This window comes from Streptosporangium sp. NPDC048886 (assembly GCF_055586905.1).
The window spans coordinates 388183-403570 of record NZ_JBVJHH010000001.1 but is presented as its reverse complement, the minus strand read 5'-3'; the positions used below and the strand labels follow the sequence as shown (position 1 = coordinate 403570).

The 15388-nt window shown below is 72.3% G+C and carries 14 protein-coding genes; 4 read left to right on the top strand and 10 right to left on the bottom strand.

The genetic code is table 11. The annotated features are described in order from the left end of the window. Nucleotides 1-15: 15 nt before the first annotated feature. Both ACZ6R6_RS01770 and ACZ6R6_RS01765 read right to left on the bottom strand, forming a co-directional pair. The gene (locus ACZ6R6_RS01770) at nucleotides 16-960 is read right to left on the bottom strand and encodes an NAD-dependent epimerase/dehydratase family protein (protein WP_470089327.1); all 945 of its coding nucleotides are present in this window, start codon (nucleotides 958-960) and stop codon (nucleotides 16-18) included. A 54-nt stretch (nucleotides 961-1014) separates the two neighbouring features. Beyond that, nucleotides 1015-1359: a YrdB family protein gene (locus ACZ6R6_RS01765; RefSeq protein ID WP_306857152.1), complete on the bottom strand. Its 345-nt coding sequence runs from the start codon at nucleotides 1357-1359 to the stop codon at nucleotides 1015-1017. A 116-nt stretch (nucleotides 1360-1475) separates the two neighbouring features. Between ACZ6R6_RS01765 and ACZ6R6_RS01760 the strand changes: the two genes are divergently transcribed. Then, the gene (locus ACZ6R6_RS01760) at nucleotides 1476-2174 is read left to right on the top strand and encodes a TetR/AcrR family transcriptional regulator (protein WP_470089325.1); all 699 of its coding nucleotides are present in this window, start codon (nucleotides 1476-1478) and stop codon (nucleotides 2172-2174) included. A 51-nt stretch (nucleotides 2175-2225) separates the two neighbouring features. After that, a complete protein-coding gene (locus ACZ6R6_RS01755) occupies nucleotides 2226-2603 on the top strand; it encodes a VOC family protein (protein ID WP_451934579.1) in 378 nt (125 codons plus the stop codon). Nucleotides 2604-2868: 265 nt separating this feature from the next. On the opposite strand, the gene ACZ6R6_RS01750 is transcribed toward ACZ6R6_RS01755, so the two are convergent. The 4 genes from ACZ6R6_RS01750 to leuA all read right to left on the bottom strand — a co-directional run bounded on the left by ACZ6R6_RS01750 (nucleotide 2869) and on the right by leuA (nucleotide 7377). After that, the gene (locus ACZ6R6_RS01750; protein WP_470089323.1) at nucleotides 2869-3177 is read right to left on the bottom strand and encodes a hypothetical protein; all 309 of its coding nucleotides are present in this window, start codon (nucleotides 3175-3177) and stop codon (nucleotides 2869-2871) included. Between the two features lie 110 nt (nucleotides 3178-3287). Then, nucleotides 3288-3773: an Ohr family peroxiredoxin gene (locus ACZ6R6_RS01745; RefSeq protein ID WP_470089321.1), complete on the bottom strand. Its 486-nt coding sequence runs from the start codon at nucleotides 3771-3773 to the stop codon at nucleotides 3288-3290. Nucleotides 3774-3996: 223 nt separating this feature from the next. Further along, nucleotides 3997-5277 carry a D-arabinono-1,4-lactone oxidase gene (locus ACZ6R6_RS01740; protein WP_470089319.1) on the bottom strand — a complete coding sequence of 427 codons (1281 nt, stop codon included), beginning with the start codon at nucleotides 5275-5277 and terminating at the stop codon, nucleotides 3997-3999. Between the two features lie 390 nt (nucleotides 5278-5667). Continuing rightward, complete coding sequence (gene leuA, locus ACZ6R6_RS01735) at nucleotides 5668-7377, bottom strand: 2-isopropylmalate synthase (RefSeq protein ID WP_470089317.1); 1710 nt, start codon at nucleotides 7375-7377, stop codon at nucleotides 5668-5670. 513 nt (nucleotides 7378-7890) lie between these two features. Between leuA and ACZ6R6_RS01730 the strand changes: the two genes are divergently transcribed. Then, the gene (locus ACZ6R6_RS01730) at nucleotides 7891-8136 is read left to right on the top strand and encodes a DUF2630 family protein (protein ID WP_470089315.1); all 246 of its coding nucleotides are present in this window, start codon (nucleotides 7891-7893) and stop codon (nucleotides 8134-8136) included. 27 nt (nucleotides 8137-8163) lie between these two features. On the opposite strand, the gene ACZ6R6_RS01725 is transcribed toward ACZ6R6_RS01730, so the two are convergent. Both ACZ6R6_RS01725 and ACZ6R6_RS01720 read right to left on the bottom strand, forming a co-directional pair. Then, entirely contained in the window at nucleotides 8164-9150 is a 987-nt protein-coding gene (locus ACZ6R6_RS01725; RefSeq protein ID WP_470089313.1) for a hypothetical protein, read from the bottom strand. 14 nt (nucleotides 9151-9164) lie between these two features. Beyond that, nucleotides 9165-10079: a transporter substrate-binding domain-containing protein gene (locus tag ACZ6R6_RS01720; protein WP_470089514.1), complete on the bottom strand. Its 915-nt coding sequence runs from the start codon at nucleotides 10077-10079 to the stop codon at nucleotides 9165-9167. A gap of 421 nt (nucleotides 10080-10500) precedes the next feature. Between ACZ6R6_RS01720 and ACZ6R6_RS01715 the strand changes: the two genes are divergently transcribed. Next, nucleotides 10501-12444 (top strand): serine/threonine-protein kinase, encoded by a 1944-nt coding sequence (locus ACZ6R6_RS01715; RefSeq protein WP_470089311.1) that lies wholly within the window; start codon nucleotides 10501-10503, stop codon nucleotides 12442-12444. 85 nt (nucleotides 12445-12529) lie between these two features. Here the strand turns inward: ACZ6R6_RS01715 and ACZ6R6_RS01710 are convergent, their stop codons facing one another. Together ACZ6R6_RS01710 and ACZ6R6_RS01705 are read right to left on the bottom strand one after the other, a co-directional pair. Continuing rightward, nucleotides 12530-14074 carry a hypothetical protein gene (locus ACZ6R6_RS01710; RefSeq protein WP_470089309.1) on the bottom strand — a complete coding sequence of 515 codons (1545 nt, stop codon included), beginning with the start codon at nucleotides 14072-14074 and terminating at the stop codon, nucleotides 12530-12532. After that, nucleotides 14074-15219, bottom strand: a complete 1146-nt coding sequence (locus tag ACZ6R6_RS01705) for an FAD-dependent monooxygenase (protein ID WP_470089307.1) — start codon at nucleotides 15217-15219, stop codon at nucleotides 14074-14076. Before ACZ6R6_RS01705 ends, ACZ6R6_RS01710 begins: the two co-directional genes overlap by 1 nt. Nucleotides 15220-15388 lie beyond the last annotated feature (169 nt).

The following is a 15388-nucleotide window of genomic DNA, read 5'->3' as shown; positions in this document are numbered from 1 at the left end:
CTGAGAGCGTACGGCCTAGGCCGCGCTGGCCAGGCGCTCGCGCCACCACGCGACCGTCGCGGCCAGTGCCTCGTCCATCGGAGTCGGGGCCACGCCGAAGGTTGCCTGAAAGTCGGTGGAGTCGAGCACGAAGGGCCGGACGAACTGGTAGCGCAGCTCCTCCAGCTCGCCGAGCATGGGCGAGAAGGCGCCCGCGGTACGGACGACCCAGTGCGGCATGACCTTGACCCCCGGGTTCGGGACGCCGGCCAGCGCGCACATGCGCTCGGCGACCTGGTGCGCCGTCATCTCCCCGGCCGTCGGGACGTGCCATGCCCGGCCCCAGGCCCGCCCGTCCGTCGCGGCCGTCACCAGGGCGCGGGCCACGTCGGGCACGTAGGTCCAGCTGTGCGGCTGGGCGGGGTCGCCGATGTAGCGCACCGGCCTGCCGGCCAGGAGCCGGGGGACGAACCTGTCGCCCAGGTGCGCCTGGTCGAGGCAGCCGGGACCGAAGTAGTCGGACCCGCGCACCTCCGTCACCCGGACCCGTCCCGCCTCGTGCGCGGCCAGGGCCTCCCGCCACATGCGGGCCCGGATCCCGCCCTTGACGCTGGGCGGCGTGAGCGGGTCGCTCTCCCGCATCGGCCGCTCGGGCGCGGCGTAGACATAGAGGTTGCCCAGGATGACGTATCCCGCTCCGGTGGCCTCGGCGGTGGCCAGCAGCGACTCCGCGACCGGCGGCCAGTCCTGCGCCCAGCGGTTGTAGGGCGGGTTGACGCAGTTGTAGAGCGCGTCGGCCCCTTCGGTCAGGGCGGTCATCCGCTCCCGGTCGGCGGCGTCGGCCGCCACCTTGCGGATCCCCCGCAGGTCGGGGCCGGACCCGGAGCGGCTGATGAGGACGACCTCGTGTCCCTGGCCGGCCAGCAGCCGGGCGACCTCGGAGCCGACCTGACCGGCTCCCGCGATGACGTGCTTGCCCATGATGGTTCTTCCCTCCGTCGATGGTGATGCGGCCGGGCCCGGCGGGCCCGGGGTTCACTGGTTCCAGACGAGCCGCAGGACGGCGTTGACGACGTAGACGGCGGCGAAGACGATCCCCGGGGTGAGCCGGCCGGCCATGACCAGCGCGGCGGCGCCGCCGCCGAACCACAGGACCTCCAGGAGGACCCGGGCGGCCCCAGTGAGCGGGATCGTGGCGCCGTTGGCCGCGCCGAAGATCGCCCAGACGGCGATGAACAGCGCCGGGGCGCCGAGCCCGAGGAGCAGCTTCACCAGCAGGCTCTGGCCGACGGTGAACCCCCAGTAGCCGACCGAGGCGAGAACACCCAGCTCCAGCAGGAACATGACGAGAAGGTTGGTGTTCTTGGCCAGAGACAGCATCGGGGAGCTCCTTGGAGATTGACGTTCCGTTCTGAGAGCAATGCTCTCGCCAAAGAGCGGAGCTCGTCAAGAGCAGTGCTCTTATTTTTTTTCAGTGCTCTGATATGGTTCCGGGCATGAGCTCAAGCCGCACAGCACGGGAACGGGTCCGGGCCGAGCTGACCCGTGAGATCACCGACATCGCCCGCAGGCACCTGGCCACCGAAGGCGCGGGCGGCCTGTCCCTCCGCGCGGTCGCCCGCGAGATGGGCATGGTGTCCTCGGCGATCTACCGCTACTTCCCCTCCCGGGACGACCTGCTCACAACCCTGATCATCGACGGCTACAACGCCGTCGGCGAGGCCGTGGAGAACGCCGACGCGCTCCGCCCGCGCGAGGACCACACCGGCCGGTGGCTGGCGCTCTGCCACGCCGTACGGGACTGGGCGCTGGCCCATCCGCACGAGTACGCCCTGCTGTACGGCTCGCCCGTGCCCGGATACCAGGCGCCGCAGGACACCGTCGCCGCGGCGCTGCGCGACACGATCGTCTACGGCCGGATCGTCGCCGACGCCCACCGGGCGGGGGCCCTGAACCCGCCGGACATCTGCCCGCCCGCGCCGGCCTCCTTCAGCGGGGACGCAGCCAACGTGCGCGCCGTCATCCCCGACGTCCCCGACGACGTGATCGTCCGCGCCCTGATCGCCTGGACCGGCCTGTTCGGCTGGCTCAACTTCGAGTTGTTCGGCCAGTTCAACAACACGATCCTCGACCCGGGCCCCGCCTTCGACCACTCCATGCGCTGCAGCGCCGCCTTCCTCGGCCTGCCCGTCTGACCCTCCGGGAGCGGCCGCCGGCACGGAGCCGGCCCATGCCACAATCGCCCCATGCTGAACATCGGGATGATCGTGCTGGGCGCCGCCGACGTGCGGCGGGCGGCCGCCTTCTGGAGCCGGGCACTGCGCTATGTCACCCGCGAGAGCGAGTCGAAGGACGACTGGATCGTGCTGGAGCCGGCCGACGGCCCCGGCACCGCGCTGGCGCTGGATCTCAGCCGGACCCCCCTGCAGGAACACCCGCGCGTCCACATCGACCTGCACACCGAGGACCAGAGCGCCGAGGTGGAGCGGCTGCTGTCCCTCGGCGCCGAACGGGTCGACTGGGACCTCTATCCGGACGACCCCGACTTCGTCGTCCTCGCCGACACCGAGGGCAACCGCTTCTGCGTCATCGACCTCAACCACGGTCGAGCTCCGCGGCCGTGACGGGGTGGTCGCGGACGGATCCGCGGCGGGATGATCAGAGCTGGCGGGCGCCCAGCCGGTCGATGAGCAGAGGGTGCCGAGGATGTCGAACTCGGCGCGGGTCAGGCCGTGCTCGCGCAGCGGCGCGTCGGTGGCCTGCTGGAGCAGGAGGACGCAGCGGTTGAGGCGGCCGATCACGGCGATCGGCGCGATGTCCAGCTCCGGGTGGATGCGCCGCCACTGGCCCATCACCTGCGCGACGATGTCCTCCACGCCCCTGCTTCCCTCACCCGCTCACCGGCCCGGAGCCGCCTCCATCCCGGACGGGCCCGGCCGGCAGTGCGAGCGTGCGGTGTCCCCGCTGCTCGGCGCGGGCGATCCGCTCCTCCGGCAGCGCCCGCTGCCACCACTCTCCGGCGGCGACCTCAGTGAGCTCACGCAGTTCCACCAGGGCGGTGACGAGCAGGCCACGGGCCCGCGCCCGGTCCCCCGGTCCGGGAGGACCGGACTCCAGCAGGCGGTCCGCCCCGGTCCGGGCGGCGCTCACGCGCCGCAGGGCGGCGTCGATCCGGTCCGCGGTGCGGCGGTTGGTCACCAGCAGGCAGCCGAAGCCGCGCGGCCCGGGCTCCCAGGTGCGAGCAGGAGGGTGTGCCAGGCGGCGTTCACCGCCGCGGACCGGGCCATGACCTGCCCGGACCCGGGTGATCAGGCCAGGTGCAGGCCGACGTCGACGCTGCCCAGCAGCGCCCTGGAGTACGGGCATTGCTCGTGCGCCTGCTCGGCGATGCGGCCGGCCAGGCGCGGGTCCACCTCCGGAAGGTGGACGGTCACATCGACGCCGATCACGTAGTCGTCGTGCCTTCCGCGCCTGCGCAGCTCCACCGCCGTCTCGACGCTGGCGTCGGTGGTGTCCACCCCCGCCCGGCCGGCGACGAGTGTGAGGGAGCTGTGGAAGCAGGCCGCGTACGCCGCGGCCATGAGCTGCTCGGGGTTGGGGGCGCCACCGGGCCCGCCGAGCTGTTCCGGCACCCTCATCTCCAGGTCGAGGAGGCCGTCGTCCGTCGTCACCCGCCCGCTCCTGCCGCCCGTCGAAGAGGCGCGCGCCGTGTAGAGGGTGCCGTAGCCGGCCTCGCCGCCGAGGGTCCCGGTGAGCTCGGCCTCGACTCCGGGCCCCGAGTAGTCCGAGGCCATCGGCCGCCTCGGCGTACCGGCCGCCCCGCCGGGCCCGCCCTGTCCGGATCGCACATCATGTCCCATGGGTCCGTCCCCCGATCCGCCACCTGAGCCGGCCCGGGCGCCCCACCGCGCTCTCCCCCGCCCGGACCCGCATGAACTGGCCGAAACGCTGGTTACCTACCCGCGGGGACGGTGACCGACACGGCGCCGCGGCCCCGCCGCCGGGCCCGCGCGTTCATCAGGAGCGGGCCCCGGCGAAGACGTGGTCGTCGACGAACGCGTTGCGGAACTTGCCGGCCGGGTCGTAGGCGTCGAGCAGCCGCTGGAAGTCCGGCAGTCGCCGGTAGTGGGAGCGCAGGCGGTCCGGGCGCATGACGAAGAGCTTGCCCCAGTGGGGCCGGGCGTCGAAGGGCTCCAGCCGCTCCTCGACCACGGCGAGCACCCGCCGCACCGCCGGCCAGTCCTTCTTCCAGGTGAAGTGGACGGCGACGGTCTCCTCCCCGTAGGAGGGACTCATCCACAGGTCGTCGGCCGCGACGGTGCGGATCTCCGACACCTGCAGGACGGGGGCCACCTGGTCCCTGACGCCGTCCAGGGCGCCGAGCGCGGCGACCGCGTGGCGGCGTGGCAGCAGATACTCGGACTGGAGCTCCTCTCCGCTGCTGGGCGTGAAGTCCAGGCGGAAGTGCGGCAACCGCTCGTGCCAGGGGCCCGGCACGCCCATCTGCCGGGTGCAGTTGGCGGCCGGCATGCCTGGCAGGGGGTGCAGGTCGGCCTGCGCCGGCGTCGCGCCCAGCCACTGCGCCCCCGCCTCCCAGGGGCCGGCCGCGTCGGCACGCCGCTTCAGCCACACCTGGTTGATCAGCGGGCCCCGCCAGTCGGTGAACAGGCTCACGCTGTAGGCGGCGGAGAAGATGTCCTCGAAGTGGTCCTCCAGCCGCGCCCACGGGAGGTTCTCATACACCTCCTGCCGCGCGTCGAACGCCGGGACGGTGTCGAGGGTGACCCGGGTGACGATCCCCAGCGCGCCGAGCCCGACCACCGCTCCGCGGAAGAGGTCGCCGTCCCGGTCGCGGCTGAGGACGGCGAGCTCGCCGCCGGCGGTGACCAGCTCGATGCCGGCCACCGCGGTCGCCAGGTTGCCGTTAGAGTCGCCCGAGCCGTGCGTGGCCGTGGCGCAGGCGCCGGCGACCGAGATGTGCGGCAGCGAGCCGAGGTTGTGCAGGGCGCGGCCCTGGCCGTGCAGCCACCGGGACAGCTCGCCGTAACGGACCGCGGCCCCGACCGTGACCGTACGGCCTGCGGGGTCCAGGTCCATGGAGCCCGGGATGTTCTCCAGCGAGACGAGGTCGCCGCCGGGGCGGTCGGCGATGTCGTTGAAGGAGTGACGGGTGCCGAGCGCCCGCAGGCCGCCGCTGCTCGCGACGGTCTCCTGCAGCCGCTCGACACTGTCGGGACGGTGGATCCGCGCCGCGCCGTAGGCGACGTTGCCGGCCCAGTTCCTGTGGTGTCCGCTCAACGGTGTGCCTTCCACGCCTCGCACCGAGCCGGGGCGGACGCCGTGGCGGCGGCCGCCGCAGGTCCAGCGCCGTGGCGGCGGCCGCCGCAGGTCCAGCGCCGTCGCGGCCGGGCCCGTCAGACCGGCCGGAGAGCCGGCGACTTGATCGTATGCGTGAGACGGCGACCCGCGGGTCAGCGCGGCGCCCGCCCCTCCCCAGGTCCGCCCGTCCGCTCCACGGGCCGAGGCCGGACCGGCTCCTCGACGGAGCCGCCGGCTGTGTCCGGACATGACTCGACCGCGCGTCCGCGGGTCACGCGGAGGGCGCGGTCGAATGGACGACGTGCGGCCTTGTGGGCGGTTGTCGAGCGCCTCGCCCGGCAGATCGTGCCGGGACCGCGCCTGCCGTGCCTAGCGGGTCGCGCGGTTGACGGCGGAGATGATGGCCTTCAGGGACGCGGTGGTGGTGTTGGCGTCGATGCCGACGCCCCACAGGGGCTCGCCGCCGATCTCGCACTCGATGTAGGAGGCGGCCTTGGCGTCGGTGCCCGCGCTCATCGCGTGCTCGGCGTAGTCGAGGACGCGGACCTGGATGCCGATCCCCGACAGGGCATCGCAGAAGGCGGAGATGGGACCGTTGCCGACCCCCTCGACCTCGCGGATCTCACCGTCGACGCGCAGGTCTGCGCTGATGGCGTCCTTCTCGTCGCCCCTGGAGACGGTGCGGTGGGCCAGCAGGCCCAGCCGCCCCCACGGGCTGGCCGGGTTCGGGAGGTATTCGTCGGTGAAGACCTCGAACATCTGGGCCGGGCTCACCTCGCCGCCGAGGCTGTCGGTGCGGGCCTGGACGACGCGGGAGAACTCGATCTGCAGGCGGCGCGGCAGGTCGAGCTGGTGGTCGGCCTTCATGATGTAGGCGACCCCGCCCTTGCCCGACTGGCTGTTGACCCGGATGACCGCCTCGTAGCTGCGGCCGATGTCCTTGGGGTCGATCGGCAGGTAGGGGACGGCCCAGGTGAACTCGTCCACCGGGACGCCGGCGGCGGCCGCGTCGCGCTCCAGGTGTTCGAAGCCCTTCTTGATCGCGTCCTGGTGGGAGCCGGAGAAGGCGGTGTAGACCAGTTCGCCGCCCCAGGGGTGGCGCGGGTGGACGGGCAGCTGGTTGCAGTATTCGGTGATCCGGCGGATCTCGTCGATGTCGGACAGGTCGACCTCCGGGTCGACGCCCTGCGAGAACATGTTCATGCCGAGGGTGACCAGGCATACGTTGCCGGTGCGCTCGCCGTTGCCGAACAGGCAGCCCTCGATGCGGTCGGCCCCGGCCATGTAGCCCAGCTCGGCGGCGGCCACGGCGGTACCCCGGTCGTTGTGCGGGTGCAGGGAGAGCACGATCGAGTCGCGGTAGGCCAGGTTGCGGTGCATCCACTCGATCTGGTCGGCGTAGATGTTCGGTGTGGCCATCTCGACGGTGGCGGGCAGGTTGACGATGACCTTGCGGTCCGGGGTGGGCTGCCAGACGTCGTTGACGGCGTCGCAGACCTCCACGGCGTACTCCAGCTCGGTGCCGGTGAAGGACTCCGGCGAGTATTGGAAGTAGACGTCCACCTCGGAGGCGTCGGCCAGCTTCTTGCAGAGCTTGGCGCCCTCGACGGCGATGGCGGTGATGCCCTCGCGGTCCTGGCCGAAGACGACCCGGCGCTGGAGCGTGGAGGTGGAGTTGTAGAGGTGGACGATGGCCGTCTTCGCGCCCTCGAGCGACTCGAAGGTCCGCTCGATCAGCTCGGGCCGGGCCTGGGTCAGCACCTGGATCACCACGTCGTCGGGGATCCGGCCCTCTTCGATGATCTGCCGGACGAAGTCGAAGTCGGTCTGCGACGCGGCCGGGAAACCTACCTCGATCTCCTTGTAGCCCATCTTCACCAGCAGCTCGAACATCTTGAGCTTGCGGTGGGAGTCCATCGGGTCGATCAGTGCCTGGTTGCCGTCACGCAGGTCCACCGCGCACCAGCGGGGGGCTCGGTCGATGACCTTGCCGGGCCAGGTGCGGTCGTCGAGACGGACCGGGGCGTAGGGCTGGTAGCGGTTGAACGGCATGGCGCTGGGCTGCTGCTGCGGATACATGCAAGGGCTCCTCGACTGGATGACAATCGCGGCCGACGCGCATGGCTCGCTCCGCGACGAGGGAGCCGGCCTCTTACAGGCCCTCGTCGCGGCAGCTAAGAAGCAGTCCGCGCAGCATGCATAGCACGCTAGCAGACGGTTGCAAATATCTGGGACACGAGCCCACATCGTGAGATCTCCGGCCCGCCCCCGGCCACCGCGGGGCCCTGGCCTGCGCGGTCCGTCTCAGGCGATGTCCTCCGGGGGACCACTTCGGAGATCCGCTCGGCGGCCGGCACCTTGAGATCGCCGTCGGCCGCGTCCGGGCGCGGCCGCTCGGCGCAGTGACCGGCCAGCGGTCGAGTTCGGACACCTCGGCGCGGTCCGGCGCGCCGGGGAAGCGGCCGGCCAGGTCTTCCACGGCGAGGAGCATGGGGCCGGCCGAGTACGCCGCCACCGTCGGCTCGGTCTCCGACGGGGCGGTCACCTGCTGATCGGATACAGTCCGAAAAGGACGCAGACAGGGGGAACGGCATGAAGGACGACGACATCCTCACCCACATCCACGAACTCATCGCCGAGGAGCACGGTCTCCGGCAGCGGTTGGCCTCCGGCGCGATCTCCTCGCATGAGGAGAACAACCGGATCAAGCAGCTGGAAGAGGCCCTCGACCAGGCCTGGGACCTGCTCAGGCAGCGCCGGGCGCGGCGGGAGTTCGGGGAGGACCCCGACTCCGCCGCGCCGCGTCCGATCGACGAGGTCGAGGACTACCGGCAGTAACCGGGGGCCGCCGCCGCGGACGCGGCACTAGTCCTTGGGACGGCCCTGGCAGCGCGGGTCGACCGGGGCCGGCGGCAGGGCCGGGGCCAGCCAGGAGATCACACTCTGCTCGACGTACCAGCCGTGCAGGTTCACCCAGGTTCTGGGCGCCTCGCCGGGGTCGGGGCAGAGCACCTTGGATTCGAGCCGGTCGTTCCGGACGAAGCTGACGACGCCCTCGCGCCCCAGCACGGTGGACATCTGGTCGTCGCTGGCGACCAGATAGCCCACGAGCACCCGCGGTTTCTCCTTCTCGGCCATCTGCAGGGCCATCAGCGGGAGGATCGGCGCCTTCATGACGACCACGCCCACGAGGAACGGCGTGAACACCGCCGTCGCGACCGCGATGCCGTGAGTGAGCACCCGGGCGGGCGCCGGGGAGACCGGGCCGGTCAGCAGGACCGCGACCCCCGGCGGGAGCGTGAGCAGCAGCGAGGTGGCCACATCACGAGCGGCGAACGCCGCCCCGATGGCCGGCCAGAGCACGACGTAGGAGATCACCGCGACCATCACGGGCAGCGCGTAGCAGACGGTGGCCCGCAGCCCCTCGTGGTGGGGGAACCGCTCGCGCACCGTCAGGCCCGCCGCGGCCAGCGACAGCATCGCCAGCGTCGGCAGGAACCGCAACTGCCAGGCCGACAGGCCGACCACGACGGCCAGGGCCACCACCCAGCCGGGCAGCCGCTCGGCGGTCCGCACCAGCCAGGAGGAGTGGCCCGTGCTGATCCAGTAGAGGGTGCCGAGCACCCGGCCGCCCAGGATGAGGGCGGGCACGACCCAGACGGTGGTCAGCAGTACGGCGCTGAGCAGGCCCAGCGGGCTGATGTTCTGCAGCAGCAGGAGCAGCGTCTGGGTGTCCTGCCGGCTGGCGTACCACAACCGCATGACCAGCAGGACGATGGGGAAGACCGGCAGCAGCGCGAGCAGCCACTCCTGGTCCCGCGGCGCGTCCCTGACCCGCCTGCCCCCTTTCAACGGGTTGCCCCCTTTCAACGGGTCGGGCAGTCCTGGACGGGCAGGGACCGCTCCCACGGCCATCTGCGCACCCGCGGGGGGAGCGCGCAGGGCTGCTCCGCCTGGGCGACGTTCACGTTGGGGCTGGCCGCCAGCATCGGGTCGATGTAGGTCTGGTATGCCTGCTCCCACCGCTGGTCCTGGGGGTCGGCGTAGGAGCGGTAGAGCGCGAGGTCGACCAGGGTCTGCAGGGCCTTGTTGGAGCCGGTGTTGACCGCCCACATCTCGGTCTTCTCCAGCGCGATGTCGTGATGGCGCAGCTCCCCGTGAGCCTCGGCGACGAACCCGGCCAGGATGGCCGCGTCGGTGGTCATCGCGTCGAACTCACCCATCTGGTCGGACTCGCTCTTCTTCAGGCCCCTGGCGCAGTCGCTGATCTGGTTCTTGGCGGTGACGGTGGCCTTCGTCGCCTTGCGCAGCTCGCTCTCGGAGGTCGAGGTGCCGAGCGTGCAGACCTTCTTTCCTTCGAGCTGTCCCAGAGAGGTGATGTCTCCCGGGTAGTCGGACCTGGTCACCACGGACTGCTCGGTGTAGAGGTAGGGCGTGGAGAAGCCGACGGAGGGGTCGTCCTGCCGGTCGCGTGTCACGCTGAAGGTGGCGACCACGAGGTCGACCCTGACGAACCGGCCGTTGGCGTCGCGTGCCTGCATGCGCGCCCGGTCCTCGGTGTCGATGGCCAGGAAGTCGACCTTGTCGGGCCGGTAGCCGAGATCCGCGGCGATCAGGTAGGCGATCTGGATGTCGAAGCCCTTGAAGTCGCGCCTGCCGGTCTGTTCCTGGTAAGCGATGCCGGGCGTGTCGGCCTTCACCCCGATCCGGAGCCTGTCCTTGTTGAACAGTCCGGCCTTCTCCCGCAGCTCAGCCTCGGTGGGCGGCCCGTTCACCCACATGATGGACACCCCGACGATGATCGCGGCCAGGATCAGCGCGATCCACGCCGCGAGCCGGAAACGTCGGACCCGCCGCGGCGGTCCGGGTGCGGGCGGCGGCCCCGGCTCTGCCGGCAGAACGGACTCGGACGAAGGAGCGGACTCGGACGGCGCCGCCGGCTCCAGCAGCGGACCGGCCCCGGACAGCGGACCGGGCCGCGACTTACGAACTCTGGAACGGGCCGGCGGGCCCCCCGCCCGTGTCCCCGCGTCCGCAGGCTCTTCGGTCATGACACCTCCGGACTCCCCATCTGTTGAGCAGGCTATGCCGTCACCTCCCGGGCCGGGCATTCCTTCACCAAGACGAGATCAAATGACTTGCGGGTGCGGTGACCGGAACACCCCTTAGGATCCTCTATCAGATCTCTGGGAGCGGGGGGCGATGAACACCGTCATTGGGCCGTACCGCGTGGTGAGCAGGCTCGGGCAGGGCAGGACGGGAGAGGTCTTCCTCGCCCGCGACCCCGACGGACGCCAGGTCGCCGTCAAGGTCGTCCACCCGCGGCTGGCCGCCGACCCCGCTTTCCGGCGGCGCTTCCAGCAGGAGGCGGAGGCCGCCTCCGGGGTCGCCCGCTCCTGCACGGCGCCGATCCTGGACATCAGGCTCGACGACGGGCAGGTCTACCTGGTCACCGAGTACGTCGACGGGCCGGACCTGCGGCGGCGGGTCACGGATCACGGCCCCCTCTCGGGGTCGGGCCTGGAGACGCTGGCGGTGTCCACCGCCGTCGCCCTGCAGGCCGTCCACGCCGCCGGCCTCGTGCACCAGGATCTGAAGCCGTCCGGCATCCTGCTCGGCCCGCTCGGGCCCAGGGTGATCGGTTTCGGCGTGGCCCACCTCGCCGGCCCCACCGGCCCCGCCGGGGAGGAGGCGTCCCGCTACGTCTCGCCGGAGCAGGCGCGGGGCGAGGGGGCCACCGCGGCGTCGGACGTGTTCGCCTGGGGCGGGGTCGTCCTCTACGCGGCGACCGGGCGGCAGCCGTCCGGCGGCGGCACCGGCCGCCCCGACGATCACGCCGGCCCCGGCCCGACCGGGCTGCACGGCGCGCTCCACGACCTCGTCGGCCGGGCCCTCGCCCGGGATCCGGGCCGTCGCCCCGGCGTGCCGGAGATCCTCAGGGCCCTGACGGGTGCCAGCGACCCGGCCACGTCCCTCACCCGGCCGCCCGCGGCGGCGGGCGAGCAGCCCGTGGAGCCGTTCGACGTCCCCACCAACCCGGCCGTCCCCCTCACCCGGCCCCCCGCACCCCCCGTCGCGGCGGTGCCGCCCGCGCTGCCACCTCTCGACGTCCCCACCAACCCGGCCGTCCCCCTCACCCGCCTCCCGTCGGCGGACCCGCCCGCCGCACACCCCCCCGACCCACCCGCCGCACCCCCCAACGGTCCGCTCGCCGCGCACCCCGACGGCCTGCCCGCCGTACGCCCTGACGGCCTGGCCGCCGGAGAGCAGCCTCCGCACCGGCCGGGCCGGATCCCCGGCGGCGGGCCGGGCGCGCCCGGGGCCGCCCCGGCGCGCTGGGGCCGTTCGGTCGCCGCCCCCGTCCTCGCGGGGGTGGCGATCGCGCTGGTCATCGCGGCCGTCTCCTTCTTCCTGCCGCAGGACGGGGCCACCGGCGACCGTGAGCCCCTGGCCCAGCCGGCCACCACGGCGGGCGACGCCGCCGGGCCCACGCCGGAGACGACCGCGGAGCCCGGGGCCACGCTCTCCCCCTCCCCGCAGCCGACCCCGTCGACCTCGACCGCGACGGCCACGCCCGCGCCGGAGCGAGCCTGGCCGTTCCAGGACGACTTCACCGGCGAGGATCGCGGCTGGAGCGTGGCGGCGTGGGGCAAGGGCAAGGGCAGGCACCGCCCGGCCGGCGGCGCCTACCGGATCACCGCCAGGTCCGACGGTTATCTCCCGGTCGCCGCTCCCCTGGCCGCCCCGGTGAAGAACGCCACCATCACCGCGAAGGTCCAGGTGCTGAACGGCACGGGCACCTTCGGCGTCTTCTGCCGGGGCCGCGACGCGGGCGCCAGGCGCTACGAGTTCTCGATCAGCAGCGGCGGCGACGCCTCCATCGTCAAGAGCGGCGAGGCGCCCGCCTCGGTGAAGCGCGTCCCGGTCCCCGGTTTCCGCCCCGCCCGGCTCAACGTCCTGCAGGCGTCCTGCCTCAGCGGCAAGACGGGGACCCGGCTGAGCCTGCGCGTCAACGGCCGGGGAGTCGTCTCCCGGCTCGACAGGGAACGGCCGTTCGCCTCCGGCTCCATCGGCGTGTTCGCCCGCGCCCAGCGCGGCGGCTCCGGCGTGGACGTCGGCTTCAACTCCTTCGAGGCCCGTTCCTGAGTCTCCTTCGAGGCCCGTTCCTGAGTCGGCCCGGCCGGCCCCGCCCCCGGAAGGGACAGCGGACCCGAGGGCACGCCCCCGGAGGTCACCCGGGCCCGGCGGAACTCCGGGGCGATGGCGGTGTGCACAGGTAGGGGTAGGCCAGGGCCAGCGCGGCGGCGGTCAGGCCGATCCCGCAGTAGACAGGTGCAAGGTGCCAGAAGTCGGTGTAGCCGACCTTCCAGTGCACCAGTACGGGGGGCATGAACCCTGCCACCGCGGCCAACGCCAACGACCGCCATACCCACGCCGCGCCCCGGCGCCATCCCCAAGCGCTCAGCAGCGTGATCGCCACGGCGGCGGCCATCAACGCACCGCCGAACCCTGCCCGGTCGTGCGCGATGAACGGCAGCAGCCGGGAGCTTACCGCGTGCAGGTCGCCGGGCGTGGTGCCGAGGAAAGCCAGGTCGCTGGGGACGAACACGTGGGTGAGCCCCACGGCGGACACGGCCGCCCCGCCCGCCAGCAGCCCCACTCCCGTGATGATCAGTAGAAGTTGACCCAGCAGTGCCCTCCGCCACTGGGACGGCGGCCCCTCTGCCATCGATGTCCACTGTGGGCGGGCCGGGGCCCGGAAGGTGGCGAGGACGAACATCGGGACGAGCACGACCGTGACCGCGATGTGCAACGGCTCCACGAATCCGAATCCCAGGAAGTAGAACAAGGTGAGGAACCCGATGGCCCCCGAGATCAGGAAGGCGTTCCGGGCCCACGGCCACCCGCGCCGGATCCCGCCGCCGGCCAGCCCGGTGTAGAGGATCCCGGTCGCCACCATCGTGCCGGCCATGGTGATCCTGTCGTGTTGAAGGAAGTGCACCAGGTTGTGGTTGGTGCTGTGCATCTGGTGGAGGTCCAGGCCGAGGAAGTCTCGGTCGTACCAGAGCAGGACCGGACCGAGGGTGATGGCGTCCGCGCCCAGGCCCGCGCAGATCATCCCGATCCCCATCCATAGCCCCCACCACCAGGCAGGCCACCGTCGGGGATCACGGCCCACACCCCACAAGGCCGGCATCGGGTCCGTCGGCGTGGCCGCTTCGGCCACCCGCTGAAACCAGCCGGGCCCCGCTTCCACCAGGGTCGCCGGCGTCGCCACAACGGCCTTGGTGTCATCCCTCAGGGCCGTCAGCGCGTCGGCGACGGCGGGAGTGGTCATCTCGATCACGTCCGTGTCGTCGGTCAACACCGCGTCGACATGGGCGGCGAGCGCCGCCGCCACCGCGGGATCGGCCGTCCGCGCGAACACGGGGCACCGGCGGCCGGCGGCCGCCGCCCGCACCAGGTCGACGTCATCGCGGCCGACCGGCGCCACCACGATCAGACCGGCCCCCTGGGTCGGCAGCGCGCGGACAGCGTCGCGTGCCGTCGCCGGCGACACCACAGCGCCCAGCCGCGTCGCCACGCCGATACCGGCGACGGTCCCGGACAGCACGGCCGGGGGCGCCATGTGACCGAACGTGCTCGCGATCACCCGGTGCCCGCCGGGCAGCGAGGACAAGGTCGCCAACGTCCGCAGAGCGGTCCGTTGCGATCGGCGTAGGCCGAGTAAGGCGCCCGCGAGCCCGCGCAGCGGGTGATAGGTCCAGTCAGGCATCAGGGTTTCCATCCGAGAATCGGTGTCATGGAACGCAGGGTCGCCGAGTTCGGTGTCAGTCTGGCGGCGAGATCACGGGCCTTGACAGCCGGTGGCCAGGACCACTGTCCGACCGCCCCCAGACGGGCCGATCGGCGCACCACGTTCTGGGTTCTGGACCTACGTCGCCGGTCGTAGCCGGCCAGGCCCGAGGCGATGTCCGGCGCCCGGTCGAGGCAGGAGGCCAGGACGACGGCGTCTTCCAGAGCCTGGCAGGCGCCCTGCCCCAGGTTGGGCGTCATCGCGTGGGCCGCGTCGCCGAGTAGCGCCACCCGACCGCTGACATACCCGGGCAGCGGTGGCAGGTCGTAGATGTCGTGCCGCAGTACGTCGTCTTCGGCGACCGCGGCCAACAAGGTGGGGATCGGTTCGGCCCATCTCCCGAACCGGCGGTGCAGCTCGGCCCATTCGCCGTCCGGGCTGACGCCGCCGGCGGGCACCGTGGCGGTGGCGAAGCAGTAGGCCTGGTCGCCGGGCATCGAGGTGTATCCGAACCGTTCGCCTCGGCCCCAGTTCGAGGCGCCGTCGGTGAGCGGCGCGGGCAGCCGCGAGGTGATCATGCGCCAGGCGGTGTACCCGGCGTATCGGGGCGGCCGTGCGTCGGGCCATCCAAGGCGGCGCACAGTGCTGTGCAGGCCGTCGGCGCCGACCGCCACCTCGGCGCGCAGGCTCCCGTGGTGGTGTTCGACCACCACCGCATCGCCCTCGTCATGTACCCCGGTGATCGTGGTCGCCGGCCGTAGCGTCTTCCTCGGCAGCGCCTCCACCAGGACCCGCACCAGGTCGGCACGGTGCACCACGACCAGCGGCGATCCGAACCGCTGTTCGAGCTCAACGTTGTCGGTCCGTGCCAGCCAACGACCCGCCTGGTTGCGCACACCGCCACCGGCCTCGACTGCGCCCGACTCCCTGACCCGGTCGGCCAGCCCCAGTACCGCCAGGGCCCGCAGCGCGTTGGGCCACAAGGACAGGCCGGCGCCGATCTCGGTGAACTGCACGGCCTGCTCGCAGACCTCCACCCGCCAGCCTCGACGGCACAGGGCGACCGCCGCCGCCAGCCCGCCGATCCCGCCGCCGACGATGACCGCGGTACGCCCCGCCGTCACGGCCGTTTTCTCAGTGTCGCCGGCGCCGCGCCGCCCACATGATCATGCGTCGACACTGCGTATTCGCCCCGAAAATCCTGACAAAACAGATATATCTCCGCCGGGCTCTCGGCGTCTCCGCGTACCCCTGACATTTGTGCAGGTTAGCGCGGTGCGTATCGATTCTTAT

Bases quoted from the DNA above. Each gene is read 5' to 3' on its own strand.
- ACZ6R6_RS01770 (WP_470089327.1), bottom strand. From the start codon at position 960: ATGGGCAAGCACGTCATCGCGGGAGCCGGTCAGGTCGGCTCCGAGGTC.
- ACZ6R6_RS01765 (WP_306857152.1), bottom strand. From the start codon at position 1,359: ATGCTGTCTCTGGCCAAGAACACCAACCTTCTCGTCATGTTCCTGCTG.
- ACZ6R6_RS01760 (WP_470089325.1), top strand. From the start codon at position 1,476: ATGAGCTCAAGCCGCACAGCACGGGAACGGGTCCGGGCCGAGCTGACC.
- ACZ6R6_RS01755 (WP_451934579.1), top strand. From the start codon at position 2,226: ATGCTGAACATCGGGATGATCGTGCTGGGCGCCGCCGACGTGCGGCGG.
- ACZ6R6_RS01745 (WP_470089321.1), bottom strand. From the start codon at position 3,773: ATGGCCTCGGACTACTCGGGGCCCGGAGTCGAGGCCGAGCTCACCGGG.
- leuA (WP_470089317.1), bottom strand. From the start codon at position 7,377: ATGTATCCGCAGCAGCAGCCCAGCGCCATGCCGTTCAACCGCTACCAG.
- ACZ6R6_RS01730 (WP_470089315.1), top strand. From the start codon at position 7,891: ATGAAGGACGACGACATCCTCACCCACATCCACGAACTCATCGCCGAG.
- ACZ6R6_RS01720 (WP_470089514.1), bottom strand. From the start codon at position 10,079: ATGTGGGTGAACGGGCCGCCCACCGAGGCTGAGCTGCGGGAGAAGGCC.
- ACZ6R6_RS01715 (WP_470089311.1), top strand. From the start codon at position 10,501: ATGAACACCGTCATTGGGCCGTACCGCGTGGTGAGCAGGCTCGGGCAG.
- ACZ6R6_RS01710 (WP_470089309.1), bottom strand. From the start codon at position 14,074: ATGCCTGACTGGACCTATCACCCGCTGCGCGGGCTCGCGGGCGCCTTA.